Genomic DNA, 26,546 nt, shown 5'->3' on the forward strand with positions numbered 1-26,546 from the left:
GGCGTGGTGGCCGCGGCGCTGCCGATCGGCGTGGGCGGGCTGGTCATCGTCTGCACGATGTCGGTGTTGCGGCTGATCAGCTTCGCGACCGACGTGTCGACGTACGCCCTGGACCTGAGCATCGCGATGGGTCTCGCGCTGGCGATCGACTACAACCTGCTGATCATCAGCCGCTACCGCGAGGAGCTGGCACGGTCCGGCGAACAAGATCGGGCGCTGTTTCGGACGATGGCCACCGCCGGCCGCACCGTGCTGTTCTCGGCCACCACCGTCGGGTTGTCGATGGCCGTGATGGCGCTGTTCCCGATGTACTTCTTGAAATCGTCCGCCTACACCATCGTGGCCACCGCCGTGATCGTGGCGATCGCCACCGTGGTGGTGACGCCGGCGGCGATCACGCTGCTGGGTCCCCGGCTGGACGCGCTCGACGTCCGCCGGTGGTTCGCGCGCCGGGTGCCGCCGCGGTCGAAGTCGTGGCGCGATCACGCCCACAAGGCGGTCTATTCGCTGTTCTGGTACCGGTCGACCAAGTTCGTGCTGCGCCACGCCATGCCGGTCGGCATGGCCGTCGTCGCGCTGCTGCTGTTGCTGGGTGCCCCGTTCCTGGGGGTGAAGTGGGGCTTCCCGGACGAGCGCGTGCTGCCCCGCTCGGCGTCGGCGCGCCAGGTGGCCGACATGCTCGACAACGATTTCGGCAACGGATTAGGAAACTCGATATCCGTCGTCCTCCCCGACGCCCGCGGGGTGACCACCGCCGACCTAGAGCGCTACGCCGCCGCGCTGTCGCGGGTACCCGACGTGTCCGCCGTCACGGCGCCCACCGGGATGTTCGTGGCCGGATCCCTGGCCGGGCCGCCCGCCGCGGCCACCGGCATGGCCAACGGCAGCGCATTCCTCACCGTGGCCACCACCGCGCCGCTGTATTCGCAAGCGTCGAACACACAGCTCGACCGGTTGCACGCGGTCAGCAGGCCGGACGGGCGGTCGGTGGAGATGACCGGGCTCGCGCAGATCAACCGCGACAGCGTCGACGCGATCACCCTGCGGCTGCCGGCCGTGCTGGCGCTCATCGCCGTCATCACGTTCACGCTGCTGTTCCTGCTGACCGGCAGCGCCGTGCTACCGCTGCAGGCGCTCGTCTGCAATGTGTTGTCGTTGACGGCGGCGTTCGGCGCGATGGTATGGATCTTCCAGGACGGGCACCTGGGCGCATTCGGGACCACACCGAACGGGACGTTGAACGCCAACATCCCAGTGTTGTTGTTCTGCATCGCATTTGGGCTTGCCATGGATTACGAGGTGTTCCTGGTCTCGCGGATCCACGAGTACTGGCTGGCCTCTCCGGTCGCGCGCGAGGAGCGACCGAATCCCGCCGAGGCGCATGCGGTCACCGACGAAAGCACGGCGCTGGGCCTGGCCGGCATCGGCCGGGTCGTCACCACCGCCGCGCTGGTGATGTCGATCTCGTTCGCCGCGCTGATCCCCGCGCACGTCTCGTTCATGCGAATGCTCGGTGTCGGCCTGACGCTTGCCGTGCTGGCCGATGCCACCCTGGTGCGGATGGTCCTGGTTCCCGCGTTCATCCACCTGCTCGGCCGGTGGACGTGGTGGGCGCCCCGGCCGTTAATTCGGCTGCGTGAACGGTTGGCGACGGGGGAGGCCGACGCCGCCAAGGTTGGTCGGCGCCGTTGGGGCGCCGACGCCCACGAGCCGCGGCAGCCCCGGATCAGGAGATGGCCCAGCCGGGCGGTGACAGAGCGTGGTTAGCGCCGCCGTCCTGGCCTTGAGCTCTGCGCTCTGCATCGCCATCGGCGATGTGCTGCAGCAACGGGCTGCGCACTGCATCGAGGACAGGTCCATCGGCCACATCGCACTGCTCGCCACCCTGCTGCGCAATCGGCGGTGGTGGTGGGGCGCGCTGCTCCTCATCGCGTGCATCGCTTTGCAGGCGGCCGCCCTGGCCAAGGGGTCGGTGCTGCTGGTGCAGGCGCTGCTCATGCTTTCGCTGTTGTTCGCGCTGCCCATCAACGCGCGCGCGTGGCATCGCAGGGTGACCGGCGGCGAGTGGATCTGGGGCGGGTTGCTGACCGCCGCGGTGGTCGTGGTGGTGGTGGTCGGCAACCCAGGAGCCGGTCGCTCGAGCGCCGCGCTGGGAACCTGGCTTGCCGTGGGTGTCGTGCTTGCGCCGCTGTTGGTGGCGTGCGTCGTGGCCGGCCGGATTCGGGGTGGTGCCGTGGCCGCCGCGCTGTTCGCGTTCGTGTCGGGGTCGCTGTGGGGTGTTTTCGGGGTGCTGACCAAGGAGGTCGTCGCCCGGCTCGGCGATGGCGGGTGGGCGGTGGCCCGAACCCCGGAGCTGTACGCCTGCGTGCTGGCCGCGGCGGGGGGCGTGGTCTGGAGTCAGGCGGCGTTCCGGGCCGGGCCCCTGACGGCGTCGATGCCCATGCTGCAGATGTCGCAGCCGGTGGTGGCATCGGTGCTGGGCGTCGTCGTCCTCGGCGAGACGCTGAACGCGGGCCGCGCCGGCATAGCCGCCCTGGTGGTCGCGGCGCTGGTCATGACGGCGGCGATCTTCAAGCTCGCCCGTGTCGAGGCCGTCGCGACCCGTGATGGCGTCGAGGCCGGCCGCCGGCGCCAGGTCGGCCTACCGGCATAATCCCGTCCGCGGGTTGCACAGGGGGAGTGCGCAATCCGTTCGCATGACGCATTGTGAGCGGCCAAAAACCCATTACAATGCTTCCACTCTGGTCAGCGGTGACCGAATATGCCGATCGAATTGGAAGGTCGCTCGATGACGCCTTTGCGCAAACGTCGATCATGGCTGGCTGCCGCCATGGTCGCGTTTGCTGTCGTCGCCGTTGCCTGCAGCAGCAGTCACACCGCGGCGCCCGCGAAGGTCATCTTCGACAAGGGCACGCCGTTCGCCGACCTGCTGGTCCCCAAGCTCACCACCTCGGTGACCGACGGCGCCGTCGGCGTCACGGTGGACGCGCCGGTGACGGTCAGCGTTGCCGACGGTGTCATCGGGTCGGTCACGATGGTCAACGAGAACGGCAAGACGGTCAACGGTCAGCTGAGCCCCGACGGGCTGCGCTGGTCGACGACCGACCAACTGGGCTACAACCGGCGCTACACGCTGAACGTGAAAGCGCTGGGCCTCGGTGGGGCCGCGACCCGGCAGATGACCTTCCAGACGAGTTCACCGGCCCACCTGACGATGCCCTACGTGGCGCCGGGCGACGGTGAGGTGGTCGGCATTGGTGAGCCGGTGGCGATCCGCTTCGACGAGAACATCGCCAACCGCGCCGCGGCGCAGAAGGCGATCGTCATCACCACCAACCCGCCCGTCGAGGGCGCGTTCTACTGGCTGAACAACCGCGAGGTGCGTTGGCGCCCAGAGCATTTCTGGAAGTCGGGCACCGCCATCGACGTGGCGGTCAACACCTACGGCGTCGATCTGGGTGGCGGAATGTTCGGCGAGGACAACGTCAAGACGCACTTCACCATCGGCGACGAGGTCATCTCGACGGCCGACGACAACACCAAGATGGTGACCGTGCGCGTCAACGGCGAAGTCGTCAAGACGATGCCGACCTCGATGGGCAAGGACAGCACGCCCACGGCAAACGGTTTTTACATCGTTGGCGGTCGGTACAAGCACATCATCATGGACTCCTCGACCTACGGCGTGCCGGTCAACTCGCCCAACGGGTATCGCACCGATGTCGAATGGGCCACGCAGATTTCGTATAGCGGCGTCTTCGTGCATTCCGCGCCCTGGTCGGTCGGCGCCCAGGGCCACGCGAACACCAGCCACGGCTGTCTGAACGTGAGCCCGAGCAACGCCGAGTGGTTCTACGACCACAGCAAGAGCGGCGACATCGTCGAGGTGGTCCACACCGTGGGATCGACCCTGCCGGGCACCGAGGGACTGGGCGACTGGAACGTCCCGTGGCCGGTGTGGCAGGCGGGTAACGCCAATACTTAACCTGGCGACCCGTTCCGGCGGCTCGGCAATGCGTCTTTCACGTTTCATTCATTCGTCTGCGACCTGAACGTTGTAGGGTGCCGGGCCATGAGCACCCCTTCTCCCGGGCCCGGTTGGTGGCTGGCGTCGGACGGCAATTGGTACCCGCAGCGTTGGGAGACCACCTTCGTCCATTACACGAACGAGTCGTTGGACGCCGTGATCGAAGAGGCGGCCCGCCAGTCCAAGGTCTACGGAGAACAGGGCTGGGAGATCGTCGGCTCCTCGGTGCAACGGGTCCAGGTCGCCCGCCACTTCAGCGACTACGACAAGGGCGGCGACCACTATTTCGAGTGGAGCATCGTCTGCACGCTGAAACGGCCGCTGGCGCCGGGATAGACGCATCCCTGCAAAAAGGCCGGAGGACGAGACGCCCTCCGGCCTGTTGGGGTGGCTGACGGGACTCGAACCCGCGACACCCAGGATCACAACCTGGTGCTCTACCAGCTGAACTACAGCCACCATTGCCGCGAGCCGGCACCCATAACGGGGCCAACGAGCGGCGACCATCGATACTAGCCGCTCGGTGGCTCGGTCTCCGAATCGATTGTTTGAGTTGGATTCTCTCCGTCCTGGAGATCGGCGACCACCATCTCGATTTCGCTGGTAGACGGCCCCGGCAGGGGCACGAACGCGGTCCGCCGGTAGTACTGCAATTCGCGGATGGATTCATGGATGTCGGCCAACGCTCGGTGCGTGAGCCCCTTGGCGGGCTGGCCGTAGTAGATGCGCGGATACCAGCGCCGGCAGAGTTCCTTGATGGAGCTGACGTCGATCATCCGGTAGTGCAGGTAGGAGTCCAGCTTCGGCATGTCGCGCGCGATGAACGAACGGTCCGTGGCGATCGAGTTGCCCGCCAGCGGCGCCGTCTTGGGTTGCTTGACGTGCGTGGTGATGTAGTCCAGCACCATCGCCTCGGCGGTCGCCAGGTCGACGGTGGACGCCTTCACCTCGTCGATGAGCCCCGAGCGCGAATGCATTTCGGCGACCACCTCGACCATCGACGACAGCGCGGCGTCGTCGGCGTGGATCACCACATCGACCCCGTCGCCCAGGACGTTCAGCTCGGCGTCGGTGACCAGCACCGCGATTTCGATCAGCTTGTCCGAGGCCAGGTCCAGCCCCGTCATCTCGCAGTCGATCCACACCAATTCGTCCCGCACAGCGCTCAGCGTATGCGCATTTGAGCTCTGCCTCTGCCGGGGCCTGGGAAGTAGTGTGAGTGTGCCGGACCGGACGGGCGCGACTCGGAAAGAGGGGCGAGCACGATGACCACCGAATCAGCGGCGACACCCGCGCAGCGGATCGCCAGCGGCTACGCCGTCCAGGGCCAGGCTTTGGAATTGGGCACGGTCGTCGTCGACGGGGCGGCGGACCCGGCCGCGCAGATTCGCATCCCGCTGGCCACCGTCAACCGCCACGGGCTGGTGGCCGGGGCGACGGGAACCGGCAAAACCAAGACGCTGCAACTGATCGCCGAACAGCTCAGCGCCGCGGGCGTGCCCGTGCTGATGGCCGATGTGAAGGGCGACCTGTCCGGGCTGTCCCGGCCCGGAGAAGCCAACGACAAGACCGCCGCGCGTGCGAAAGACACCGGCGACAACTGGACGGGGACGGCGTTCCCGGTGGAGTTCCTGTCGTTGGGCACCAAGGGAATCGGTGTGCCGATACGTGCGACGGTCGACAGCTTCGGCCCCGTTCTGCTGTCAAAGGTGTTGGGGCTCAATGCGACCCAGGAGTCGACCCTCGGGTTGATCTTCCATTGGGCGAAGGGTCGAGACTGGCGGCTGGTCACCACCGACGATCTGCGCGGCGCCATCAGCTACCTGACCAGCGACGCGGGCAAGGAAGACCTGAAGTCCCTGGGCGGCGTGTCGGCGACGACGGCGGGCGTCATCCTGCGGGCGCTGGTGAACCTCGATGCCGAGGGTGGCGACACGTTCTTCGGCGAGCCCAAGCTCGATCCGAACGATCTGCTGCGCGCTGACGGCCAGGGCCAGGGCATCATCTCGCTGCTGGAGTTCACCGGTCAGTCGGTGCGTCCCGTCATCTTCTCCACCTTCCTCATGTGGTTGCTCGCCGACCTGTACGCCAAACTCCCCGAGATCGGCGACGTGGACCGGCCCAAGCTGGTCTTCTTCTTCGACGAGGCGCACCTGTTGTTCGCCGACGCGTCCAAGGCGTTCCTCGAGCAGGTCGAACAGACCGTCAAGCTGATCCGCTCCAAGGGTGTCGGGGTCTTCTTCTGCACCCAGCTGCCCACGGACATACCCAACGACGTGCTGTCTCAGCTGGGCGCTCGGGTGCAGCACGCGTTGCGGGCGTTCACGCCCGACGATCAGCAGGCGCTGTCCAAGACCGTGCGCACCTATCCGAAAACCGATGTCTACGACCTGGAGTCGGCCCTGACGTCGCTGGGGATCGGCGAGGCCGTCGTGACCGTGCTGTCCGAAAAGGGCGCACCGACTCCCGTCGCCTGGACGCGCATGCGGGTGCCCCGTTCGTTGATGGCCTCGATCGGCACCGACGCGATCGCCGCCGCGGCCAAAGACAGTCCGCTGCAAGCCAAGTACGGGCCAACGGTTTCACAACCGGCCCAGCAACAGGCCGGTCCGCAAGTTCCGCAAGCCCAGTCCGACTACCCGCCGGTCCCACCGAACGAGCCGATTCCGCCGATGCCCGCTCCCGTGGAGCCGGCGGAGACGAAGGGTCCGGCCATGTGGGAGGAAGTCCTGAAGAACCCGACGGTGAAAAGCGGCATCAACACCGCGATCCGCGAAGCGGTGAAAGCGATCTTCGGCACCGGCGGACGCCGCCGGAAGTAGCGCCTACCGCAAATTCGGCGTTTTGTCAGCTGAGTTCGTGACGGCCCCCGGCTTGAGGTGGCTGACCAAAATGCAGTCCAACATCTCCTCGGAGAAGTAATGTTCGCAACCGCGCAGGTACTTCACGTACTGGTTGTAGGTCTCTTCGGAGGTGACCTCAACGGCCTTCTCCTTGTTGGACTCGAGCGCGTCACCCCAGAGATGCAGCGTCCGGATGTAGTGCCGACGTAGCGAAATCGGTTCTGGCACAATAAATCCCGCCTTCTCGGCGTGTTCGACCATCATCGATGGTGACGGCAGCCGCGCGCCGGGGAAGATGTCGGTGATCATGAACCTGATGAATCGCATCGTCTCGAAGGTCAGCTTCTTGCCGCGGGCGGCCAAGTCGTAGGGGTGGTAGCTGACGTTGCTCTGGATCGTCATCCGACCGTCGTTCGGCATGATGTCGAAGCACCGCTTGAAGAAGTCGCCGTAGTTCTCGTGCCCGAAGTGCTCGAAGGCCTCGATCGATACGATCCGGTCGACGGGCTCGAAAAAGTCTTCCCAATGCTGCAGCCGAACCTCGCGCGACCGAGTGCCGTCGATGGCGCCGAGGACCTGTTCACAGTGGGCATGCTGATTGTGGGACAACGTCAAGCCGATGACGTTGACGTCGAATCTCTCGACGGCGCGCTTCATGGTGGTGCCCCAGCCGCAGCCGATGTCCAGCAGCGTCATCCCCGGCTTGAGGTCCAGCTTGTCGAGGTTGAGGTCAATCTTGGCGAACTGCGCCTCTTCGAGGGTGAGATCCGGCGGCTCGAAGTAGGCGCAGCTATACGTGCGGCTGGGGTCCTGGAACAGCGCGAAGAAGTCGTCTGAGAGGTCGTAGTGTGCCCGGATGTCTTCGGAACGGGTCCGTATCTTGGTCGGACCGCGCTGCACCTCGGCTATGTTCGTCATCTCCCCCCGAACGAAATGCACTGTCTGTGCAGAATACCCGCCTCGCTCCCCGTATGAGGGGAAGTCTAAGGGGTTCGCCGGGCGTGGCCTGTCGTTCGGCGGATACCGCTTCGGTGACCCCGAACACACGCCCGAGACCGGCGCTCCGCACTCGGGGCGGATATAGCCCCTACCCGCCGCCGAGCTTCTTGTAGAAACTGCCCGCGATCGGCGCGACGATTGCGCGAGGGGCGTACCCGCTGGCCACCGACATCGCCTTCGATGTCAGGCCGGGCACCACGCGCATCTTGTTGCGCTCCAACGCATCCAAGGAAATCTGTGCGGTGTGCTCCGTCGAGATCCACAGAAAGTCGGGTACCAGCTTCTCTACCAGGGACCGTTCGGCCTCATCGGGGAGGTCGGTGCGAACCGGCCCCGGCGCCAACAGCGTGACGTGCACACCGGAATTGCGCAGTTCGCCGCGCAGAGATTCGCTGAACGTGTTGGCGAAGGCCTTGGTGGCCGCATAGGTGGCGTTGTAGGGGATCGGCGAATTGCCCGCCGCCGAACCGGAGATCAAGATGCCGCCTGCCTTACGCTCGACCATGCCCGGCAGCACCGCCAACGCAAGGTCATGCACGGCAATGGCATTCAGCTGCACCTGCGCCTTCTCGCCCGCCGGGTCGAGGCCGGCGACCGGACCGAACGTCGCCGTGCCCGCGTTGGCGCACAGGATCGAGATGGGCCGCGCGGCGAGCTCGTCGCACAGTTTCGCCCGTTCGGTCGCGTCGGCCAGGTCGGCGGGGCGCACCTCGACAACGACTCCGTACTTGTCGGTCAGCCTCGCGGCCACGTCGTTGAGCAGGTCCTCGCGGCGCGCGGTGACGATCAGGTTGTGCCCGCGGGCGGCGAGTTCGGTGGCCAGCGCCGCGCCGATGTTTTGCGAAGCCCCGGTGACAACTGCGCGCGCGTCGGGACTGGGAGCTGGGACCGGCATGCGGCCCATGGTAGACAGCCCCGCACCCAATAGAGTGCCGAGCATGAGTCAGCGAGGGCCGGACGCCGTCGGGCCCGTGCCATCGCAGGTGGTGGCGTGGGCGCTGTACGACTGCGGCTCCCTCGGCATGAACGCGATCGTGGCGACCTTCGTCTTCTCGGTCTACCTGACCGGCAGCGTCGGCGCGGGAATGTCCGGTGGCACCTCGCCGGCGAGTTGGCTCGGCCGCTCGCTCGCGGTCGCGGGGTTGACCATCGCGGTGCTGGCGCCGGTCGTGGGGGTGTGGGTGGAGGCCCCGCATCGTCGGCGCGTGGTGCTGACGGTCTTGAGCGGTCTCGCCGTCGCGTCGACCAGTTCGATGTTCTTGATCCGGGACGATCCCAGCTATCTGTGGGCGGGCCTGGTGCTGCTGTCGGCCACGGCCGCGTGCGGTGATCTCGCCGGGGTCCCCTACAACGCCATGCTGCGTCAGGTCTCGACGCCGCAGACGGCGGGGCGCATCTCCGGCTTCGGCGCGGCGTCGGGGTTTACCGGCAGCGTGGTTCTGCTGCTACTGGTCTATTTCGGGTTCATCGCCGGCACCGGCCCGGAGCGCGGGCTGCTGCACCTGCCCGTCCACGACGGGCTCTATGTCCGGGCGGCGATGCTGCTGACCGCGGCGTGGTTCGCCGTGCTGGCGCTACCGCTGTTGTTCGTCGCCCACCGGCTGCCGGACTCCGGCGAAACGTCGCGCCCGACCAGCATGCTGGGCGGCTATCGCAAGCTGTGGGCAGAGGTGCGTACTGAATGGCGCCGCAACCGCAACCTGGTCTATTTCCTGGGGGCCAGCGCGCTGTTCCGGGACGGGCTGGCGGCCATCTTCGGCTTCGGCGCCGTGCTCGGCGTCAACGTGTACGGCCTGTCCCAGGCCGACGTGCTGGTGTTCGGCGTGGCGGCCAGCGTGGTGGCCGCGATCGGCGCGATGACCGGCGGATTCGTCGACCACCGGATCGGATCCAAACCGGTGATCGTCGGGTCGCTGGTCGCGCTCATCGCCGTCTCGGCCACCATGATGGCGGTGTCCGGTCCGCACGCGTTCTGGCTCTGCGGACTGCTGCTGGCCATGTTCGTCGGTCCTTCCCTGGCGTCGTCGCGCGCCCTGCTGCTGCAGTTGGCGAAGGACGGCGGGGAGGGCGTCGCGTTCGGCCTCTACACGATGACGGGACGGGCCGTCGCGTTCGTGGCGCCATGGCTGTTCTCCGTCTTCGTCGACGTCTTCGGCGCCGTGCGTGCCGGGATTGCCGGGATATGCCTGGTGCTGACCGCCGGACTCGTGGCCATGCTGGTGGTTCGGGTTCCGGCGCGCGCCGGCCAGCCCGCGTAGGCCTAGCCGCGCGCGTCGCAGACCGTCAGGCCCACCCCTTCGCGCTGGCTCACCTGCACCCCGGCGACGGTCAGCGAGCAGGTGACGTTGTGGCCGAAGTTGACGACCGTGACGTTCGGCGGGTGCGCGGCCGACTTGGACAGGCTGACCTCTTTGCTCCACGGCAGCGCGACGTTGAACTCGGTCTGCAGCATGTCGCCGGTTCCGATGTAGACGATGCTGAGCGCGCGGCCCTCGCCGGTGACGTTATAGACGACGTCCTGCATCTCCACCGGGCCGGTCGTCTCGGGCGGCGCGCCCGACGCCGTCGGCGGCGGCAAGGGCCGGAAGGTGCGCGACGGCGGGGTCGTCCGGGTCGACGGGCTCGGCGTCGGCGTTTCCTCAGTCGAACCGGGCATGGCCGGCAGCGGCGGAACAACGGTCTGGTTCTTGATTGCGTCGTTGACCAGCACCAGCGCTATCACCAGCGCGACCGCCAGCAGCACCGCCACACCGGCGCCGATCCACAACCAGCGCGGCGGCTTCCGGCCCCCCGGCGCCGGGGGCGCGGCCCCCTCGGGCGGTGCCTCACCCGGCGGCGGGAGCTCCTGCTGCCAGTAGCCGGGCAACTGTTTGGTGTCGTTCAGACCGGAGGTCCATTGCGAGCCATACCCGCCATAGGTGGGCGCGTAGGGCCCCGCCTGGTCGGCATATGCGGGGTCGACGGGCGGATACGGGTAACCCTGCCGCCCGGCCGGTCCTGACCCCGATAGAGGGGGACTAAACCGCTCGGGTCGACGTGGATCGTTCATGTCCACCTCATGGCTTGCAGGGTACCTGGGCCGGGCGGTTCGGCGGTGAGACTCCGGAGTACGCGACTTAGGGGCAGGAATTGCCGGCACTGAGCGCGGCGACCGTCATCGCCCGCATGACTGCGCGTGACCGCGTCGCGCGAGCCGGTCGCGACCGCGTGTCGTCCGGCGACTTCATGCTGTGCGGTGTCGAGTTCAGCAGGCCGAACACCGCGTGGGCCGTCAGCCGGGCGTCGGCCTCGGCCAGCTTGGGATTGAGCTCACGCAGTACACCCACCCAAACCTCGACATATTGACGCTGAGCCTTGCGGACCTGCTTTTCGGCGGCCTCGGGCAGGTGCGCCAGGTCCCGATCCTGGATCCGGATCAGGTCGGGTTCACCCAGGGCGAAGTCGAGGTGGAAGTCGATGAGCTCGTCCAACGCGGCCGTCGCGTCGGCATTGCGGGCTCGCGCGCTCCGGGCGCCGGCGAGCAGGCGGGTGCTGATCCCCACCAGCAACTCGACCAGCATCGACTCCTTGTTGGGGAAGTGGCGATAGATCGCCGGGCCGCTGACCCCGGCGGCGGCCCCGATGTCTTCGAGGCGCACCGCGAGGAAGCCGCGCTCGGCGAAGAGCCGTTCGGCGGCCGACAGGAGTTGCAAGCGCCGGTCGGACTTCAACTGGCTCCGGCGATTTGGGGCGTCGGCCTGGCCCTCTGGGGCGGATGCAGTCACGGCGGGCCTCCGTCCGTTCGGTTAATCGTCACTAACTTAGCACGGCGTGGCCCGGTTACAGATGTCTGAGAAGGGTTTACGGTTGGTAACCGAACCAGCCGGAGGCGCCGTGGCACACCTTTCATACGACCGGGGGCCGAGCGATCCGCCGTTGCTCGAAACGACGATCGGGGCCAACCTCGCCGCCACGGCCGCCGAGCATCCGCAATGCGACGCACTGGTCGACGTGGCCGCGGGGCGACGCTGGAGCTACGCCGAGTTGCTGGCCTCCGTGCGCAGGTTGGCAACGGGATTGGTCGGCGCCGGGATCCGCCGGGGCGATCGCGTCGGGATCTGGGCGCCCAACCGGTGGCAGTGGGTGCTCGTCCAGTACGCGACCGCAGAGATCGGTGCGACGCTGGTCACCATCAACCCGGCCTACCAGGAACGCGAATTGCACTATGCGCTAAGGCAATCCGGGGTCGCGATGGTGATCGCCGCCCGCGATTTCAAGACCACCGACTACGCGGCCATGCTGCGCGAGGTGGCGCCGCACTGCCCCGACCTGAGCGACGTGGTGCTCCTGGACGGCGAGCGGTGGGCCGAGCTGGCCGCCACCGAAACCGACCCGGTTAGGCTGGCGGACATCGCGGCCGACCTGCGTTGCCGCGACCCGATCAACATCCAATACACCTCCGGCACAACGGGATACCCGAAGGCGGCGACGCTGAGCCACCGCAACATCCTGAACAACGGCTACCTGGTGGGCGAGCTGCTCGGGTACACCGCGCGCGATCGGATCTGCATCCCGGTGCCCTTCTATCACTGCTTCGGCATGGTGATGGGCAACCTGGCGGCCACCAGCCACGGCGCGTGCATGGTGATTCCGGCGCCGGGTTTCGATCCCGCCGCTACCCTGCGGGCGGTGCAGGCCGAACGCTGCACCAGCCTCTACGGCGTCCCGACGATGTTCATCGCCGAGCTCGGCCTGCCAGATTTCGACGAGTACGAATTGGGCAGCCTGCGTACCGGGATCATGGCCGGCTCGCCGTGCCCGGTCGAGGTGATGCGCAAGGTGATCGAGCGCATGCACATGCCGGGCGTCTCCATCTGCTACGGCATGACCGAAACATCGCCGGTATCAACCCAGACGCGCATCGACGACTCACTGGAACGGCGGGTCGCGACGGTCGGCCGGGTGGGCCCGCATCTGGAGGTCAAGGTGGTGGACGCGACGGGCGGGCATACCGTGCCGCGCGGGGTGGCGGGCGAGTTCTGCACGCGGGGCTATTCGGTGATGGCCGGGTATTGGAACGACCCGGAGCGGACCGCCGAGGTTATCGACGCGGACGGCTGGATGCACACGGGGGACCTGGCCGTGATGGACGAGTGCGGCTATGTCCAGATCACCGGTCGCATCAAGGACCTCATCGTCCGCGGCGGGGAGAACATCTCACCGCGCGAGATCGAAGAGTTCCTGTACAGCCACGCCGACGTCGTCGACGCGCAGGTCATCGGGGTGCCCGACGAACGGTATGGCGAGGAGGTCATGGCGGTGGTGATGCTGCGCGCTGGAGCGCCGGCGCTGACCATCGAGGGCCTGCACGAGTTCTGCGCCGGGCGGATCGCGCACTTCAAGGTCCCGCGCTACCTGCGGATCGTCGACGAGTTCCCGATGACCGTCACCGGCAAGGTGCGCAAGACCGACATGCGCGAGCAAGCGATCGAGTACCTGCGTGACCAGGGCTGAGCGCCCTGGACGCCGCGTGCTCGGCGATGGTATTCTCACGCCAGTTAATGAAGATTAACTGAAATCAGGAGGCTGCTGCGGCGATGGACAAGGTAGTCGCGACCGCCGCTGAGGCGGTCGCCGACATAACCGACGGGTCGTCCCTGGCGGTCGGGGGATTCGGGTTCTGCGGCATCCCGGAAGCGCTGATCTCGGCGCTGGTCGACTCCGGCGTGCGCGACCTCGAGACGGTGTCCAACAATTGCGGCGGCTACGGTGTCGGCCTGGAAGCGCTGTTGCACCACAAGCGAATTCGCCGGGCCGTCGCGTCGTACGTCGGCGACAACAAGGAGTTCGCCCGCCAGTTCCTCGCCGGTGAGCTCGAGGTCGAGCTCACCCCGCAGGGCACTCTGGCGGAGCGGCTGCGCGCCGGCGGGATGGGCATCCCGGCCTTCTACACGCCCGCAGGGGTCGGCACCCCGGTCGCCGACGGCGGCCTGCCGTGGCGCTACGACGCTTCGGGTGGGGTGGCGGTGATGGCGCCGCCCAAGGAGACCCGCGAGTTCGACGGCGTCACCTACGTTCTCGAGCGCGCGATCCGCACCGACTTCGCCTTGGTGCACGCGTGGCAGGGCGACCGGCACGGCAACCTCGTCTACCGGGCGGCCGCCGCCAACTTCAACCCGGATTGCGCGACGGCCGGCAGGATCACCATCGCCGAGGTCGAACACCTCGTCGAGCCCGGGGAGATCGACCCGGCCGCGGTGCACACCCCGGGCGTCTTCGTGCACCGGGTCGTGCACGTGCCCGATCCCGCCAAGCCGATCGAGAAGGTCACGGTGCGCCCATGAGCTGGACGAGGGAGGGCCTGGCCGCGCGGGTGGCCGCCGAATTCGAGGACGGCCAATACGTCAACCTCGGCATCAGCCTGCCCACCCTGATCCCGAACCACATCCCCGAGGGAGTCACCGTCGTCGTGCATTCGGAGAACGGGATACTCGGGGTCGGGCCGTATCCCAGGCCCGACGACGTCGACGCGGATCTGATCAACGCGGGCAAGGAAACGGTCACCACGATGCCGGGTGCGGCGTTCTTCGGCTCCTCGACCTCGTTCGGGATCATCCGCGGCGGGCACCTCGACGTCGCGGTGCTCGGCGCCATGCAGGTCTCGGCGACCGGCGACCTGGCCAACTGGATGATTCCGGGAAAGCTGGTCAAGGGCATGGGCGGCGCGATGGACCTGGTGCACGGCGCAAGCAAGGTGATCGTGATGATGGAACACACCGCCAAGGACGGCAGCCCGAAAGTCGTTGAGCGGTGCACCCTTCCGCTGACCGGCGTCGGCTGCGTCGACCGCATCATCACCGACCTCGCCGTCATCGACGTGCACGACGACGGCCTGCACCTCGTCGAGACCGCCCCCGAGGTCTCGGTCGACGAGGTGATCGCCAAAACCGAACCGCCCCTTATGCCGGCGACCACCGGGAGGCCCACATGAGCACCGCCGTCACCACCGCGCCGTCGTTCGCCGACGAGCACCGCCGACTGGTCGCCGAATTGAACGCCAAGCTGGCCGCCGCCGCGCTGGGCGGCAACGAACGCGCGCGGGTACGCCACGTCAGCCGCGGCAAGCTGCTGCCCCGCGAGCGGGTGGACCGCCTGCTCGACCCCGGCAGCCCATTTTTGGAGCTGGCCCCGCTGGCGGCCGGCGGCATGTACGACGACGAGTCCCCGGGAGCCGGGATCATCACCGGGATCGGCCGGGTATCCGAGCGCGAGTGCGTGATCGTCGCCAACGACGCGACCGTCAAGGGCGGCACCTACTACCCGATGACGGTCAAGAAGCATCTGCGCGCGCAGGAAGTCGCGTTGCAGAATCGGCTGCCGTGCATCTACCTGGTCGACTCCGGCGGCGCCTTCCTGCCGCGCCAGGACGAGGTCTTTCCCGACCGCGAGCACTTCGGCCGGATCTTCTACAACCAGGCGACCATGAGCGCCAAGGGGATTCCGCAGGTGGCCGCGGTGTTGGGGTCGTGCACGGCGGGCGGCGCCTACGTGCCGGCGATGAGCGACGAGGCCGTCATCGTGCGCGAGCAGGGCACCATCTTTCTCGGCGGCCCGCCGTTGGTCAAAGCGGCCACCGGTGAGATCGTTTCGGCCGAGGAACTCGGCGGCGGCGACCTGCACTCGCGGGTCTCCGGCGTCACCGACCACCTCGCCCACGACGACGAGCACGCGCTGCGGATCGTCCGCGACATCGCGGCCACGTTCGGGCCCCGTGAGCCCGCCCAGTGGGAGGTGCAACCGTCCGTCGAGCCCAAGCACGCGCAGACGGAGCTCTACGACGTGGTGCCACCGGATCCCCGCGTGCCCTACGACGTGCACGAGGTGATTGTGCGCCTGGTCGACGGCAGCGAATTCAGTGAGTTCAAGGCCAATTACGGCAAGACGCTGGTGACAGCCTTCGCGCGCATCCAGGGCCATCCCGTGGGGATCGTCGCCAACAACGGCGTGCTGTTCAGCGAATCGGCCTTGAAGGGCGCGCATTTCATCGAGCTGTGCGACAAGCGCAGGATTCCGCTGCTGTTTCTGCAGAACATCGCCGGCTTCATGGTCGGCCGCGACTACGAGGCCGGCGGCATCGCCAAGCACGGCGCCAAGATGGTTACCGCCGTGGCCTGCGCCAGGGTGCCCAAGCTGACCGTCGTCATCGGCGGCTCCTACGGGGCGGGCAACTACTCGATGTGTGGACGCGCGTATTCGCCCCGCTTCCTGTGGATGTGGCCCAACGCCCGCATCTCGGTGATGGGCGGCGAGCAGGCCGCATCGGTGCTGGCGACGGTGCGCGGCGAGCAGCTCAGCGCGGCGGGCAAGCCGTGGTCGGCCGACGACGAGGAGGCGTTCAAGGCGCCCATCCGGGCGCAGTACGAGGACCAGGGCAACCCCTACTACTCGACGGCGCGATTGTGGGACGACGGCATCATCGACCCGGCCGACACCAGAACGATTCTCGGGCTTGCCCTTTCGGCGTGCGCCCATGCGCCGCTGGAACCGGTCTCCTACGGCGTATTTCGGATGTGAGGCGATGTTCGACACCGTATTAGTGGCCAACCGCGGCGAGATCGCGGTGCGGGTGATCCGCACGTTGCACCGGCTTGGCATCCGGTCGGTCGCCGTCTACAGCGACCCCGACGCCGCCGCGCGGCACGTGCTCGAGGCCGACACGGCCGTGCGCCTGGGCCCCGCCGCGGCCCGCGAAAGCTACCTGGACATCGAGAAGGTCGTCGACGCCGCGGTGCGCACCGGGGCCCAGGCGATTCACCCGGGCTACGGATTCCTGTCGGAGAACGCGCATTTCGCCGCGGCCTGCGAACGCGCCGGGGTGGTGTTCCTGGGCCCGCCGCCACGGGCGATCGAGGTGATGGGCGACAAGATCACCGCGAAGAACGCCGTGGCCGCCTTCGACGTTCCGGTGGTGCCCGGGGTGGCTAAGCCGGGCCTGACCGATGACGAGCTCGTTGCCGCCGCCGACGAGATCGGCTATCCGGTGTTGATCAAGCCGTCGGCCGGCGGCGGTGGCAAGGGCATGCGGCTGGTCGAGGACCCCGCGCGGCTGCGCGAGGCGCTGGTGGGTGCGCGGCGGGAGGCCGCGTCCTCGTTCGGCGATGACACGCTGTTCCTGGAGCGGTTCGTGTTGCGGCCCAGGCATATCGAGGTGCAGGTGCTCGCCGACACGCACCGCAACGTGGTCCATCTGGGCGAGCGCGAGTGCAGCCTGCAGCGGCGCCACCAGAAGGTCATCGAGGAGGCGCCCTCGCCGCTGCTCGATCCCGCGACGCGGGGCCGCATCGGCGCCGCGGCCTGCAACACCGCCCGCAGCGTGGATTACGTCGGCGCCGGGACGGTGGAGTTCATCGTCTCCGCGGATCGTCCCGACGAGTTCTTCTTCATGGAGATGAACACCCGCCTGCAGGTGGAGCATCCGGTCACCGAGGCGGTCACCGGCCTGGACCTGGTGGAGTGGCAGCTGCGGGTGGCCGCCGGCGAGAAGCTGGGGTTCGCCCAGGACGACGTCGAATTGCGTGGACACGCGATCGAGGCCCGCGTGTACGCGGAGGATCCCGCGCGCGGGTTCCTGCCCACGGGCGGCGAGGTGCTGGCGGTGTCCGAACCGTCGGGCGGCGGCGTGCGGGTGGACTCGTCGCTGCTGGCCGGCACGCTGGTCGGCAGCGACTACGACCCGATGCTGAGCAAGGTGATTGCCCACGGCGACGACCGCGAGGCGGCGCTCGCGAAACTCGATCGGGCACTGGGGCAAACCGTGATCCTCGGCGTGCAGACCAACGTCGAATTCCTCCGCTTCCTGCTGGCCGACGAGCGGGTGCGCGCCGGTGATCTGGACACCGCGCTGCTCGACGAGCGGCTGGCGGACTTCGCGCCGGCGCCGGCGCCCGACGACGTGCTCGCCGCGGGCGGGCTCTACCGCCAGTGGGTTCTGGCGCGCCGCGGCCGGGGCAATCCGTGGGCGGTGCCGACGGGATGGCGGGTCGGCGGTGGCGCCGCGCCTGTACGCACCGCGATGCGCACCCCGCTGCGCAGCGAGACGGTGTCGGTGTGGGGAACGCCCGAGGCCGCCCGGGTTCAGGTCGGCGACGGTGAGATCATCTCGGCCAGTGCCGAACTCGACGGCGCACGGATGAGCGCGACGCTGGCCGGGCGGCGCCGCGACTACTGGTGGGCCGAGGCCGACCGGCACTTGTGGATCGCCGACGAGCGCGGCACCTGGCACCTGCGCGAGGCCGAGGAACACAAGATTCACCGCGCGGCGGGCGAGCGGCCGGCCGAGGTCGTCAGCCCCATGCCCGGCAACGTGATCGCCGTGCAGGTCAGCTCCGGCGACGAGGTCTCTGAGGGCGACGTGATCGTCGTCGTCGAGGCGATGAAGATGGAACATTCGCTGCCCGCACCGGTTTCGGGCCGAGCGGAGCTGCTGGTGTCGGTCGGCGATCAGGTGAAAGTCGATCAGGTACTGGCTCGAATTAAGGACGGATCATGACGACAACAATTACTACGATTTCCGGGGGAACATTACCCAAGGAATACGAGGACCTTCGCGACACCGTCGCCGACTTCGCGCGGAGCGTGGTCGCGCCGGTGTCGGCCAAACACGATGAGGAACACAGCTTCCCGTACGAGGTCGTCGCCAAGATGGCCGAGATGGGCCTGTTCGGACTGCCCTTCCCGGAGGAGTACGGCGGCATGGGCGGCGACTACTTCGCCCTGGCGCTGGCGCTGGAAGAACTCGGCAAGGTCGACCAGTCGGTGGCCATCACGCTGGAGGCCGGCGTCGGGCTCGGCGCGATGCCGATCTACCGGTTCGGCACCGAGGAGCAGAAGCAGAAATGGCTGCCGGACCTGACCGCCGGCCGGGCGCTGGCGGGTTTCGGGCTGACCGAGCCGGGTGCCGGCTCCGACGCGGGCGCCACCCGCACCACCGCCCGGCTCGACGACGGTGAGTGGGTGATCAACGGCAGCAAGCAATTCATCACCAACTCCGGCACCGACATCACGTCGCTGGTGACCGTCACGGCGGTCACCGGAACGCTCGCGGGCGACAAGAAGGAGATCTCGACGATCATCGTGCCCAGAGGCACACCGGGTTTCACCGTCGAACCGGTCTACAACAAGGTCGGCTGGAACGCGTCGGACACCCACCCGCTGAGCTTCGCCGACGCCCGCGTCCCGGAGGAGAACCTGTTGGGCGCCCGCGGGACCGGCTACGCGAACTTCCTGTCCATCCTGGACGAGGGCCGCATCGCGATCGCCGCGCTGGCGACCGGCGTCGCGCAGGGCTGCGTCGACGAAAGCGTCAAGTACGCCAAGGAACGCCAATCGTTCGGCCAGCCGATCGGCTCGTACCAGGCGATCAGCTTCAAGATCGCGCGGATGGAAGCCCGCGCCCACGTCGCCCGCACCGCGTATTACGAGGCCGCCGCGAAGATGTTGGCGGGCAAGCCCTTCAAGAAGGAGGCGGCGATCGCGAAGATGGTTTCCTCCGAGGCCGCGATGGACAACGCCCGCGACGCCACGCAGATCCACGGCGGCTACGGCTTCATGAACGAATATCCGGTGGCGCGCCACTACCGCGACAGCAAGATCCTCGAGATCGGTGAAGGCACTACGGAAGTGCAGTTGATGCTGATCGCGCGATCGCTGGGGCTGTCGTGACGGAACCCCGGTCGATCATCCAGCGGGGCTTGTGGTTTGAGGAGTTCGAGGTCGGCACGACCTACCTGCACCGGCCCGGCCGCACCGTCACCGAGGCCGACAACGTGTTGTTCACCACGCTGACGATGAACACCCAGTCGCTGCACCTGGACGCGGCGTGGGCCGCCGAGCAGCCGGGCTTCCGCGGCGAGCGGCTGGTGAATTCGATGTTCACCCTCTCCACGCTGGTGGGGCTGTCGGTGGCGCAGTTGACGCTCGGCACGATCGTCGCCAACCTCGGCTTCTCCGAGGTGTCGTTCCCCAAGCCCGTCTTCCACGGCGACACCCTGTACGCCGAGACCGTGTGCACCGACAAGCGGGAGTCGAAGAGCCGGCCCGGCGAGGGCATCGTCACCCTCGAGCACACGGGTCGCAACCAGCACGGCGACGTCGTGGCGCGGGCGGTGCGGACCACTCTGGTACAAAAGCGGCCAGACACAGAGGAGTCGTGATGGACCTGCGCGCCGCCGGGCCGGCCTGGTTGTTCTGCCCGGCCGACCGTCCCGAGCGTTTCGCCAAGGCCGCCGCCGCGGCCGACGTCGTGATCCTCGACCTCGAGGACGGCGTGGCCGAAGCCGACAAGCCCGCCGCCCGCAAGGCACTACGGGAAACCCCGCTGAACCCCGAGCGCACCGTGGTGCGGATCAACGCCGCCGGCACCGACGAGTATGCCCGCGACCTGGAGGCCCTGGCCGAGACCGCCTACACCACGGTGATGCTCTCCAAGACGGAATCGGCCGCGCAGGTGACCGCGCTGGCGCCGCGCGAGGTGGTCGCGCTGATCGAGACGCCGCGCGGCGCGGTGTTCGTCGCCGAAATCGCCGCGGCCGAGGGCACCGCCGCAGTGATGTGGGGTGCCGAGGACCTGGTCGCCACCCTCGGCGGCAGCTCCAGCCGGCTGGCCGACGGCACCTATCGCGACGTCGCCCGGCATGTGCGGTCGGCCGCACTGCTCGCGGCGTCCGCGTTCGGCCGGATCGCGCTCGACGCCGTCCATTTGGACATCCGCGACATCGAGGGCCTGCGGACCGAGGCCGACGACGCCGTCGCCGTCGGTTTCGACGCGACCGTCTGCATCCACCCCAGCCAGGTCGCCGTCGTGCGGGAGGCCTACCGCCCCAGCGAGGAGAAGCTGGACTGGGCGCGACGAGTGTTGGCCGCAGCGCGCTCGGAGCGCGGCGTGTTCGCGTTCGAGGGCCAGATGGTCGACTCGCCGGTGCTCAAGCACGCGGAGATGTTGCTGCGGCGGGCGGGCGAGTCCGCGTCGGAGTAAAGCGCGACACGTTTTCGCCTCAGCCGTGATCAACGCGGTGTCTTGGTATTTGGGCGCATAATGGGGGATAAGCCAGTCTCGCGGCGAGCGCAGGCTCTCGCGTAGCTGGCGATCGCCAAGGAGGCGGTATGACGGAATTCGCGCAGAAGCCGATGACCGTCGATCTCGAGCCGGTCCAGCTCATCGCCGCCGACGGCACGCCGACCGCCGAGCGCCGCTACGGCCGCGACCTTCCGCCGGAGACGCTGTGCTGGCTCTACGAGATGATGGTCGTCACCCGCGAGCTCGACACCGAATTCGTCAACCTGAAGCGCCAAGGGCAACTGGCGCTGTTCGCGTCGTGCCGCGGCCAGGAAGCTGCTCAGGTCGGCGCCGCGGCGTGTCTGCGCAAGACCGACTGGCTGTTTCCGCAATACCGTGAGCTGGGCGCGTATCTGGTGCGCGGCATCCCGCCCGGGCACGTGGGGGCCGCGTGGCGGGGAACGTGGCACGGCGGCCTCGATTTCACCAAGAAATGCTGCGCCCCAATGTCGATCGCGATCGGCACGCAGACGCTGCACGCTGTCGGCGCGGCGATGGCCGCGCAACGCCTGGGGGAGGATTCGGTCACGGTGGCCTTCCTCGGCGACGGCGCCACCAGCGAGGGCGACGTGCACGAGGCGTTGAACTTCGCTGCCGTCTTCGCGACGCCGTGCGTGTTCTACGTGCAGAACAACCAGTGGGCGATCTCGGTTCCGGTCTCCAAGCAGACGGCCGCACCTTCCATCGCGCACAAGGCAATTGGCTACGGAATGCCCGGGATCCGGGTGGACGGCAACGACGTCCTGGCGTGCTACGCGGTGACGGCCGAGGCGGCCGCCCGGGCGCGAGCCGGTGGCGGCCCGACGCTGATCGAGGCGGTCACCTACCGGCTCGGCCCGCACACCACCGCCGACGATCCGAGCCGGTATCGGACCCAGGACGAAGTGGACCGGTGGGAGGCCCTGGACCCGATCCCGCGTTACCGCACGTACTTACAGGGCCAGGGCCTGTGGTCGCAGCGCTTGGAGGATCGGGTCATCGCGCGTGGCAAGCGGATGCGGTCCGAACTGCGCCAGGCGGTGTTCGACGCGCCCGACTTCGACGTCGACGAGGTGTTCAGCACGGTGTACGCCGAGATCACGCCCGGGCTGGAGGCGCAGCGCCAACAGCTGCGGGCCGAACTGGGGAGGCTCGAATGACCCAGCTCGCCGAGCCCCCGGGCCTGCCTGCCCTTGCTGCGGCAACCGGAGCGCAACAGCTGACCATGGTGCAGGCACTGAACCGCGCGCTGCATGATGCGATGGTCGCCGATGATCGCGTCCTGGTGTTCGGCGAGGACGTCTCCGTCGAAGGCGGGGTGTTCCGGGTGACCGAAGGGCTCGCCGAAACCTTCGGCGAGGAGCGGTGTTTCGATACGCCACTGGCGGAGTCGGCCATCATCGGCATCGCGATCGGACTGGCGTTGCGCGGATTTGTCCCGGTGCCGGAGATCCAGTTCGACGGATTCAGCTACCCGGCGTTCGATCAGGTGGTCAGCCACCTGGCCAAGTACCGCGCCCGCACCCGCGGCGAGATCAACATGCCCGTCACCGTCCGGATCCCGTCATTCGGCGGAATCGGTGCGGCCGAACATCATTCGGACTCCACCGAGTCCTACTGGGCGCACACCGCCGGCCTGAAGGTGGTGGTGCCGTCTAGCCCGGCCGACGCCTATTGGCTGCTTCGCCACGCGATCGCCTGCCCCGACCCGGTGATGTACCTGGAGCCGAAGCGGCGCTACCAGGGCCGCGACTTGGTGGACGTGAGCCGGCCGGAACCGCCCATCGGGCAGGCCATGGTGCGGCGCCCGGGCCGGGACGTGACCGTCATAACCTACGGCAGCCTGGTGAGCACCGCCGTGGCCACCGCGGAAGACGCCCAGCGCCAACGCGATTGGAGCCTGGAGGTCATCGATCTGCGGTCACTGGTCCCGCTGGACTTCGACACGATCGCCGCGTCGATCCATCGGACCGGGCGCTGCGTGGTGTTGCACGAAGGACCGCGCAGCCTGGGCTACGGGGCCGGCCTGGCCGCCCGCATCCAGGAGGAGATGTTCTACGAGCTGGAGGCACCGGTGTTGCGCGCCTGTGGTTTCGACACGCCCTATCCGCCGGCCCGGTTGGAAGGGCTGTGGCTACCCGGCCCCGACCGGCTGCTGGACTGCGTCGAGCGCGTGCTGGGCCTGCCGTGAGCACCGACGAGCGCATCAAACCGTTCCGGGTTCCCGACCTCGGCGAGGGGCTGGAAGAGGTGACGGTGTCGTGCTGGTACGTCAGCGCCGGCGACGAGGTCGAGCTCAACCAGGTCTTGTGTTCGGTGGAGACCGCCAAGGCCGAGGTGGAAATCCCGAGCCCGTACGCCGGGCGAATCGTCGAGACCAACGGGGCCGAGGGCGATGTGCTCAAGGTCGGCGCGGTGCTGGTCCGCATCGACACCGGGCCCGCCGCCACCAACGGTGACGCCGCGGCGCCGACGCTGGTCGGCTACGGCGCCGACGCGGCCATCGACGCCAGCCGACGGGCCGCCCGGCCGCTCGCCGCCCCACCCGCGCGCAAGCTGGCCAAGGAACTCGCGGTCGACCTCGCCTCGATTCCGCGTGATCCGGGTGAGATCATCACCCGCGCGGACGTCCTGGCGGCCGCCCGCGGGACGGGGACCGACATTCGGCCGGTCCGCGGCGTGCAGGCCCGGATGGCCGAGAAGATGGCGTTGTCCCACAAGGAAATCCCGGCCGCCGCGGTCAGCGTCGACGTTGACTGCAGCGCGCTGCTGCGGCTGCGCGACCGTTGTCGCCCCGCTCACCCGGAGATCACGCCGTTCGTGCTGACGCTGCGGCTTCTCGTTATCGCCTTGGGCCGCAACATAATTCTCAACTCGACCTGGGTCGACTCGCCCGAAGGCCCGCAGGTGCAGGTCCATCGAGCCGTGCATCTGGGGTTCGGCGTGGCCACCGAGCGGGGGCTGTTGGTCCCGGTGATCACCGACGCGCAGAACAAGACGACCCGCGAACTGGCCGGCAGGACAGCCGAATTGATCGCCGGCGCGCGGGAGGGCAGCCTGACGCCCGCGCAGTTGCTGGGCTCGACGTTCACGGTGTCGAACTTCGGGGCGCTGGGCGTGGACGACGGCGTGCCGGTGATCAACCATCCGGAGGCGGCGATCCTGGGCATGGGAGCGATCAGGCCACGCCCGGTGGTTCTCGGCGACGAAGTCGTCGTCCGCTCGACGATGAGCCTCACGTGCGTGTTTGATCACCGCGTCGCCGATGGCGCCCAGGTGGCGCAATTCGTCTGCGAGCTAAGGGATCTGATCGAGGCGCCCGAGACCGCCCTGCTCGACCTCTAGGACGTCGGCGTCGGCGTCGGCGTCGGCGTCGCCGACGTCGAGGGGGTCTGTTCGATCTTTATCTGGTCGGTCTCGGTGTAGCCCGGCGGTCGGCCGCAGGCCGGCACGATGTAGGTGTGTTGGGCCGTTCCGGTTAGGGTGGTCGGGTCCCACGTCATGTGCGAGCTCGCCCCATATTGCGTGTATGAACCGTCCGCGCAACTGATGTTGTTGAGCGTGTCGAGCACCCATTGACCGTCGACCAACCGCGCCTGGCTCCCGCCCGCACCCGCCTTGATGAAGACGCACCCGTCGCCGCAGGAGTTGACCGTCCAGCTGGAGGTCAGGGTTCCACCGGAAGGCAGTGTCGCGGTCTCGGTATAGCTGCCGTCCATGGTCGGCGTGTCAGCCCACGCCGGGCCGGCCGCGCCGACGACTAAACCGGCGAACATAGCGGTTGCTACCAACCCCCGTGCGATTGCCATGCTCTCGCTCCCGTCTGCACCCGATCACGCGCGTCGGGCGCTTTTGATGGTGTATCACAGGTTGCGCCCCGCCGCGATTTGAAAACCGGCCGCTCGCGACAAATGCGCAGGTCAGCGCGGTGGCCGCCTGGCTGCTGTCGCGCCGGAGGCGGCGAAGGGGGAGAATCGTCTCCTCGCGTTTACCTGCGCCACTGCGGCGCAGCGCAACGGAAAAGGGGCGGGGAGCGCCATGAAGACACCAGCAGCGGCAGCGATTGCCATCGGCATGGCATTCGCAGCGACGCCGCTCGCTCATGCCGACGACCCGTGGATCGCCATGGCGATCTCGGACTCCACGGGGAAGATCAAGTTCACCACTGGGGGAAGCAGCCAATCCGACGCAGAGAAGACGGTGATGTCGGCGTGCCGCAGTACGATCAGCGACTGTCGCCTGTTGGCCAGCGGGCAGGGGGGGTGCGTGGCGATTGCCATGCCTCCGGCGCACACCAGATACTTCGGCGGCTGGGGTCCCACACGTGCTGACGCGGAGGCGGCCGCCGTGGCAAACTCCGCCGGCGGAACGGTTCTGGCAGACCACACCCATTGCGCGGGAGATCCAACGAGCTAGCGGCCCCGCCGAAACGCGAACGACGTGGTAGGCGGCTAACGCCGCCGCGCCGCGGCCAATCTGCTTGCGAATTCCGGCGATTGGATGGAGAACGCCTGCGGGCCGAGCTCCGTGCGCATGGCGAGGTCGTGCTGCTCGGTGTCCACCGATCCCGGGTTGATCGTGGCGCGCATGGTCGCCTTGGTCGCCAGCACCACGTCACGGGGAGCCGCCGCGGGACCCGCGGCCAGCTCCAGCGCCGCGGCGACGGGATCGTCGGCGACGGTGAGCGCCAACCCGTGCCGCACAGCGGATTCGGCGTCGAAGCGCATCCCGAACAACAGGGCAGCGCGCGCGACCTGGGGACCCACCGCGCGTTGCAGCATCCACGTCGCGCCCCCGCCGGGGTGGAGGCCGAGCTTTTGGAAACGGGCGTCGAACAACGCGCCGGGCCCCGCGATGCGCACGTCGGCGGCCAGGGCCAGGTTCAGGCCCGCGCCGACGGCCGCCCCGTTGACCGCGGCGATTGTGGGCAACCGGCAGTTGCCGACGGCCATGAAGCCGTCGTAGATGCGCCGCAGCCCCGACTCCGCCGCACCTGCGCCGGCGGCGCCCAGGGCGCTGAGGTCGGCGCCGGCGCAAAACGCCTTGCCCGCGCCGGTGACCACGACGGCGTGCACGTCGGGATCGGCCTCGGCCCGCTCCACAGCCTCGCGCAGGCGCGCCGACATCTCGTCGGTGAAGGCGTTGCGCCGATCGGGGTCGTTGACGGTAACCAGCGCGACGCGGGCGTCGACGCTGTACAGGACGGGGTCGGACTGGCTCACCCGGATAACGGTACTTGGCGCGCTCACCGGCCCAAACGCCCGCCAAGAATCCATTGAGGATCCCTCAAGCCCTCCCGCCGATGCTCGGTTCACGAGAAACGAGCGATCCGGCGTCAGACGGGAGGAGCACCATGCGCACCACGGCGGAGAAGAAAGCGAACAGGAAACTCGGATTCCTCCGGTTGGCGATGGTGTCTTCCGCCACCGCGATCATCATCGCTATCGGCATGGCGGTCGCCTACTTCAACCTGCCGGCCGCGGGCCACCCATGCTCCGTGCGGAACGCCACCGCCCGCGATGCCGCCGGGCACACGATGTGGTGCAACCCGACGACGGCGGCGGGCCACGACGCGGTCTGGCAGTACGCGCCGGGCGCTTAGCAA

At 68.2% G+C, this 26,546-nt stretch carries 26 protein-coding genes and 1 tRNA gene; 19 read left to right on the top strand and 8 right to left on the bottom strand.

Annotation, left to right across the window (positions count from 1 at the left end; translation table 11 throughout):
• The 4 genes from A5712_RS09755 to A5712_RS09770 all read left to right on the top strand — a co-directional run.
• The coding region (locus A5712_RS09755; protein ID WP_068103942.1) for an MMPL family transporter at positions 1-1,767 on the top strand (1,767 nt) is incomplete at its 5' end.
• Positions 1,760-2,653 carry a DMT family transporter gene (locus A5712_RS09760; RefSeq protein WP_068103944.1) on the top strand — a complete coding sequence of 298 codons (894 nt, stop codon included), beginning with the start codon at positions 1,760-1,762 and terminating at the stop codon, positions 2,651-2,653. The genes A5712_RS09755 and A5712_RS09760, both read left to right, overlap by 8 nt.
• A gap of 108 nt (positions 2,654-2,761) precedes the next feature.
• Entirely contained in the window at positions 2,762-3,985 is a 1,224-nt protein-coding gene (locus A5712_RS09765; RefSeq protein WP_197519358.1) for an Ig-like domain-containing protein, read from the top strand.
• 87 nt (positions 3,986-4,072) lie between these two features.
• A complete protein-coding gene (locus tag A5712_RS09770) occupies positions 4,073-4,363 on the top strand; it encodes a hypothetical protein (protein WP_067155278.1) in 291 nt (96 codons plus the stop codon).
• Positions 4,364-4,410: 47 nt separating this feature from the next.
• Here A5712_RS09770 and A5712_RS09775 read toward each other — a convergent pair.
• Positions 4,411-4,486 (bottom strand) — tRNA-His (locus A5712_RS09775).
• Positions 4,487-4,539: 53 nt separating this feature from the next.
• Positions 4,540-5,187, bottom strand: a complete 648-nt coding sequence (gene orn, locus A5712_RS09780; protein WP_068103945.1) for an oligoribonuclease — start codon at positions 5,185-5,187, stop codon at positions 4,540-4,542.
• A 105-nt stretch (positions 5,188-5,292) separates the two neighbouring features.
• On the opposite strand from orn, the gene A5712_RS09785 reads away from it, so the two are divergent.
• Complete coding sequence (locus A5712_RS09785; protein ID WP_068103946.1) at positions 5,293-6,849, top strand: helicase HerA-like domain-containing protein; 1,557 nt, start codon at positions 5,293-5,295, stop codon at positions 6,847-6,849.
• A 3-nt stretch (positions 6,850-6,852) separates the two neighbouring features.
• Here the strand turns inward: A5712_RS09785 and A5712_RS09790 are convergent, their stop codons facing one another.
• Both A5712_RS09790 and cmrA read right to left on the bottom strand, forming a co-directional pair.
• Positions 6,853-7,788 (bottom strand): cyclopropane mycolic acid synthase family methyltransferase, encoded by a 936-nt coding sequence (locus A5712_RS09790; RefSeq protein ID WP_156766500.1) that lies wholly within the window; start codon positions 7,786-7,788, stop codon positions 6,853-6,855.
• Between the two features lie 169 nt (positions 7,789-7,957).
• A complete protein-coding gene (gene cmrA / locus A5712_RS09795) occupies positions 7,958-8,764 on the bottom strand; it encodes a mycolate reductase (RefSeq protein ID WP_068104094.1) in 807 nt (268 codons plus the stop codon).
• A 43-nt stretch (positions 8,765-8,807) separates the two neighbouring features.
• Here cmrA and A5712_RS09800 point away from each other — a divergent pair, with 43 nt between their 5' ends.
• A complete protein-coding gene (locus tag A5712_RS09800; RefSeq protein ID WP_068103948.1) occupies positions 8,808-10,127 on the top strand; it encodes an MFS transporter in 1,320 nt (439 codons plus the stop codon).
• Positions 10,128-10,129: 2 nt separating this feature from the next.
• Here the strand turns inward: A5712_RS09800 and A5712_RS09805 are convergent, their stop codons facing one another.
• Both A5712_RS09805 and A5712_RS09810 read right to left on the bottom strand, forming a co-directional pair.
• Positions 10,130-10,918 carry an MmpS family transport accessory protein gene (locus A5712_RS09805; protein WP_068103950.1) on the bottom strand — a complete coding sequence of 263 codons (789 nt, stop codon included), beginning with the start codon at positions 10,916-10,918 and terminating at the stop codon, positions 10,130-10,132.
• Between the two features lie 67 nt (positions 10,919-10,985).
• A complete protein-coding gene (locus tag A5712_RS09810; protein ID WP_082973374.1) occupies positions 10,986-11,633 on the bottom strand; it encodes a TetR/AcrR family transcriptional regulator in 648 nt (215 codons plus the stop codon).
• A gap of 61 nt (positions 11,634-11,694) precedes the next feature.
• Between A5712_RS09810 and A5712_RS09815 the strand changes: the two genes are divergently transcribed.
• The 11 genes from A5712_RS09815 (at position 11,695) to A5712_RS09865 (ending at position 24,286) form a co-directional block, all read left to right on the top strand.
• The gene (locus tag A5712_RS09815) at positions 11,695-13,362 is read left to right on the top strand and encodes an AMP-binding protein (protein WP_068103954.1); all 1,668 of its coding nucleotides are present in this window, start codon (positions 11,695-11,697) and stop codon (positions 13,360-13,362) included.
• Positions 13,363-13,445: 83 nt separating this feature from the next.
• Positions 13,446-14,192: a CoA transferase subunit A gene (locus A5712_RS09820; RefSeq protein WP_068103955.1), complete on the top strand. Its 747-nt coding sequence runs from the start codon at positions 13,446-13,448 to the stop codon at positions 14,190-14,192.
• The gene (locus A5712_RS09825; protein ID WP_068103956.1) at positions 14,189-14,839 is read left to right on the top strand and encodes a CoA transferase subunit B; all 651 of its coding nucleotides are present in this window, start codon (positions 14,189-14,191) and stop codon (positions 14,837-14,839) included. The genes A5712_RS09820 and A5712_RS09825 overlap by 4 nt, the downstream gene beginning before the upstream one ends.
• Positions 14,836-16,422 carry a carboxyl transferase domain-containing protein gene (locus A5712_RS09830; protein ID WP_068103957.1) on the top strand — a complete coding sequence of 529 codons (1,587 nt, stop codon included), beginning with the start codon at positions 14,836-14,838 and terminating at the stop codon, positions 16,420-16,422. The genes A5712_RS09825 and A5712_RS09830 overlap by 4 nt, the downstream gene beginning before the upstream one ends.
• A 4-nt stretch (positions 16,423-16,426) precedes the next feature.
• Entirely contained in the window at positions 16,427-18,397 is a 1,971-nt protein-coding gene (locus A5712_RS09835; protein WP_068103958.1) for an acetyl/propionyl/methylcrotonyl-CoA carboxylase subunit alpha, read from the top strand.
• Positions 18,394-19,569 (top strand): acyl-CoA dehydrogenase family protein, encoded by a 1,176-nt coding sequence (locus A5712_RS09840; protein ID WP_068103960.1) that lies wholly within the window; start codon positions 18,394-18,396, stop codon positions 19,567-19,569. Before A5712_RS09835 ends, A5712_RS09840 begins: the two co-directional genes overlap by 4 nt.
• Entirely contained in the window at positions 19,566-20,060 is a 495-nt protein-coding gene (locus tag A5712_RS09845) for a MaoC family dehydratase (RefSeq protein ID WP_068103962.1), read from the top strand. Before A5712_RS09840 ends, A5712_RS09845 begins: the two co-directional genes overlap by 4 nt.
• On the top strand, positions 20,060-20,881 hold the full coding sequence (locus A5712_RS09850) for a CoA ester lyase (protein ID WP_068103964.1): 822 nt from the start codon (positions 20,060-20,062) through the stop codon (positions 20,879-20,881). The genes A5712_RS09845 and A5712_RS09850 overlap by 1 nt, the downstream gene beginning before the upstream one ends.
• A gap of 128 nt (positions 20,882-21,009) precedes the next feature.
• On the top strand, positions 21,010-22,101 hold the full coding sequence (gene pdhA, locus A5712_RS09855) for a pyruvate dehydrogenase (acetyl-transferring) E1 component subunit alpha (RefSeq protein WP_068103966.1): 1,092 nt from the start codon (positions 21,010-21,012) through the stop codon (positions 22,099-22,101).
• Positions 22,098-23,132 carry a 3-methyl-2-oxobutanoate dehydrogenase subunit beta gene (gene bkdB / locus A5712_RS09860; RefSeq protein ID WP_068103967.1) on the top strand — a complete coding sequence of 345 codons (1,035 nt, stop codon included), beginning with the start codon at positions 22,098-22,100 and terminating at the stop codon, positions 23,130-23,132. The genes pdhA and bkdB overlap by 4 nt, the downstream gene beginning before the upstream one ends.
• A complete protein-coding gene (locus tag A5712_RS09865) occupies positions 23,129-24,286 on the top strand; it encodes a dihydrolipoamide acetyltransferase family protein (RefSeq protein WP_068103968.1) in 1,158 nt (385 codons plus the stop codon). The genes bkdB and A5712_RS09865 overlap by 4 nt, the downstream gene beginning before the upstream one ends.
• Here the strand turns inward: A5712_RS09865 and A5712_RS09870 are convergent.
• Positions 24,283-24,717, bottom strand: a complete 435-nt coding sequence (locus A5712_RS09870) for a hypothetical protein (RefSeq protein ID WP_068103969.1) — start codon at positions 24,715-24,717, stop codon at positions 24,283-24,285. The genes A5712_RS09865 and A5712_RS09870 overlap by 4 nt on opposite strands.
• Positions 24,718-24,979: 262 nt before the next feature.
• Between A5712_RS09870 and A5712_RS30165 the strand changes: the two genes are divergently transcribed.
• Positions 24,980-25,357, top strand: a complete 378-nt coding sequence (locus A5712_RS30165; protein ID WP_082973375.1) for a DUF4189 domain-containing protein — start codon at positions 24,980-24,982, stop codon at positions 25,355-25,357.
• 35 nt (positions 25,358-25,392) lie between these two features.
• Here A5712_RS30165 and A5712_RS09880 read toward each other — a convergent pair whose 3' ends face one another.
• Positions 25,393-26,163 carry an enoyl-CoA hydratase gene (locus tag A5712_RS09880; protein ID WP_068103972.1) on the bottom strand — a complete coding sequence of 257 codons (771 nt, stop codon included), beginning with the start codon at positions 26,161-26,163 and terminating at the stop codon, positions 25,393-25,395.
• A 131-nt stretch (positions 26,164-26,294) separates the two neighbouring features.
• On the opposite strand from A5712_RS09880, the gene A5712_RS09885 reads away from it, so the two are divergent.
• The gene (locus A5712_RS09885) at positions 26,295-26,543 is read left to right on the top strand and encodes a hypothetical protein (protein ID WP_068103974.1); all 249 of its coding nucleotides are present in this window, start codon (positions 26,295-26,297) and stop codon (positions 26,541-26,543) included.
• Positions 26,544-26,546: the final 3 nt, after the last annotated feature.

This window comes from Mycobacterium sp. E2327 (assembly GCF_001672675.1).
Taxonomy (GTDB): domain Bacteria; phylum Actinomycetota; class Actinomycetes; order Mycobacteriales; family Mycobacteriaceae; genus Mycobacterium.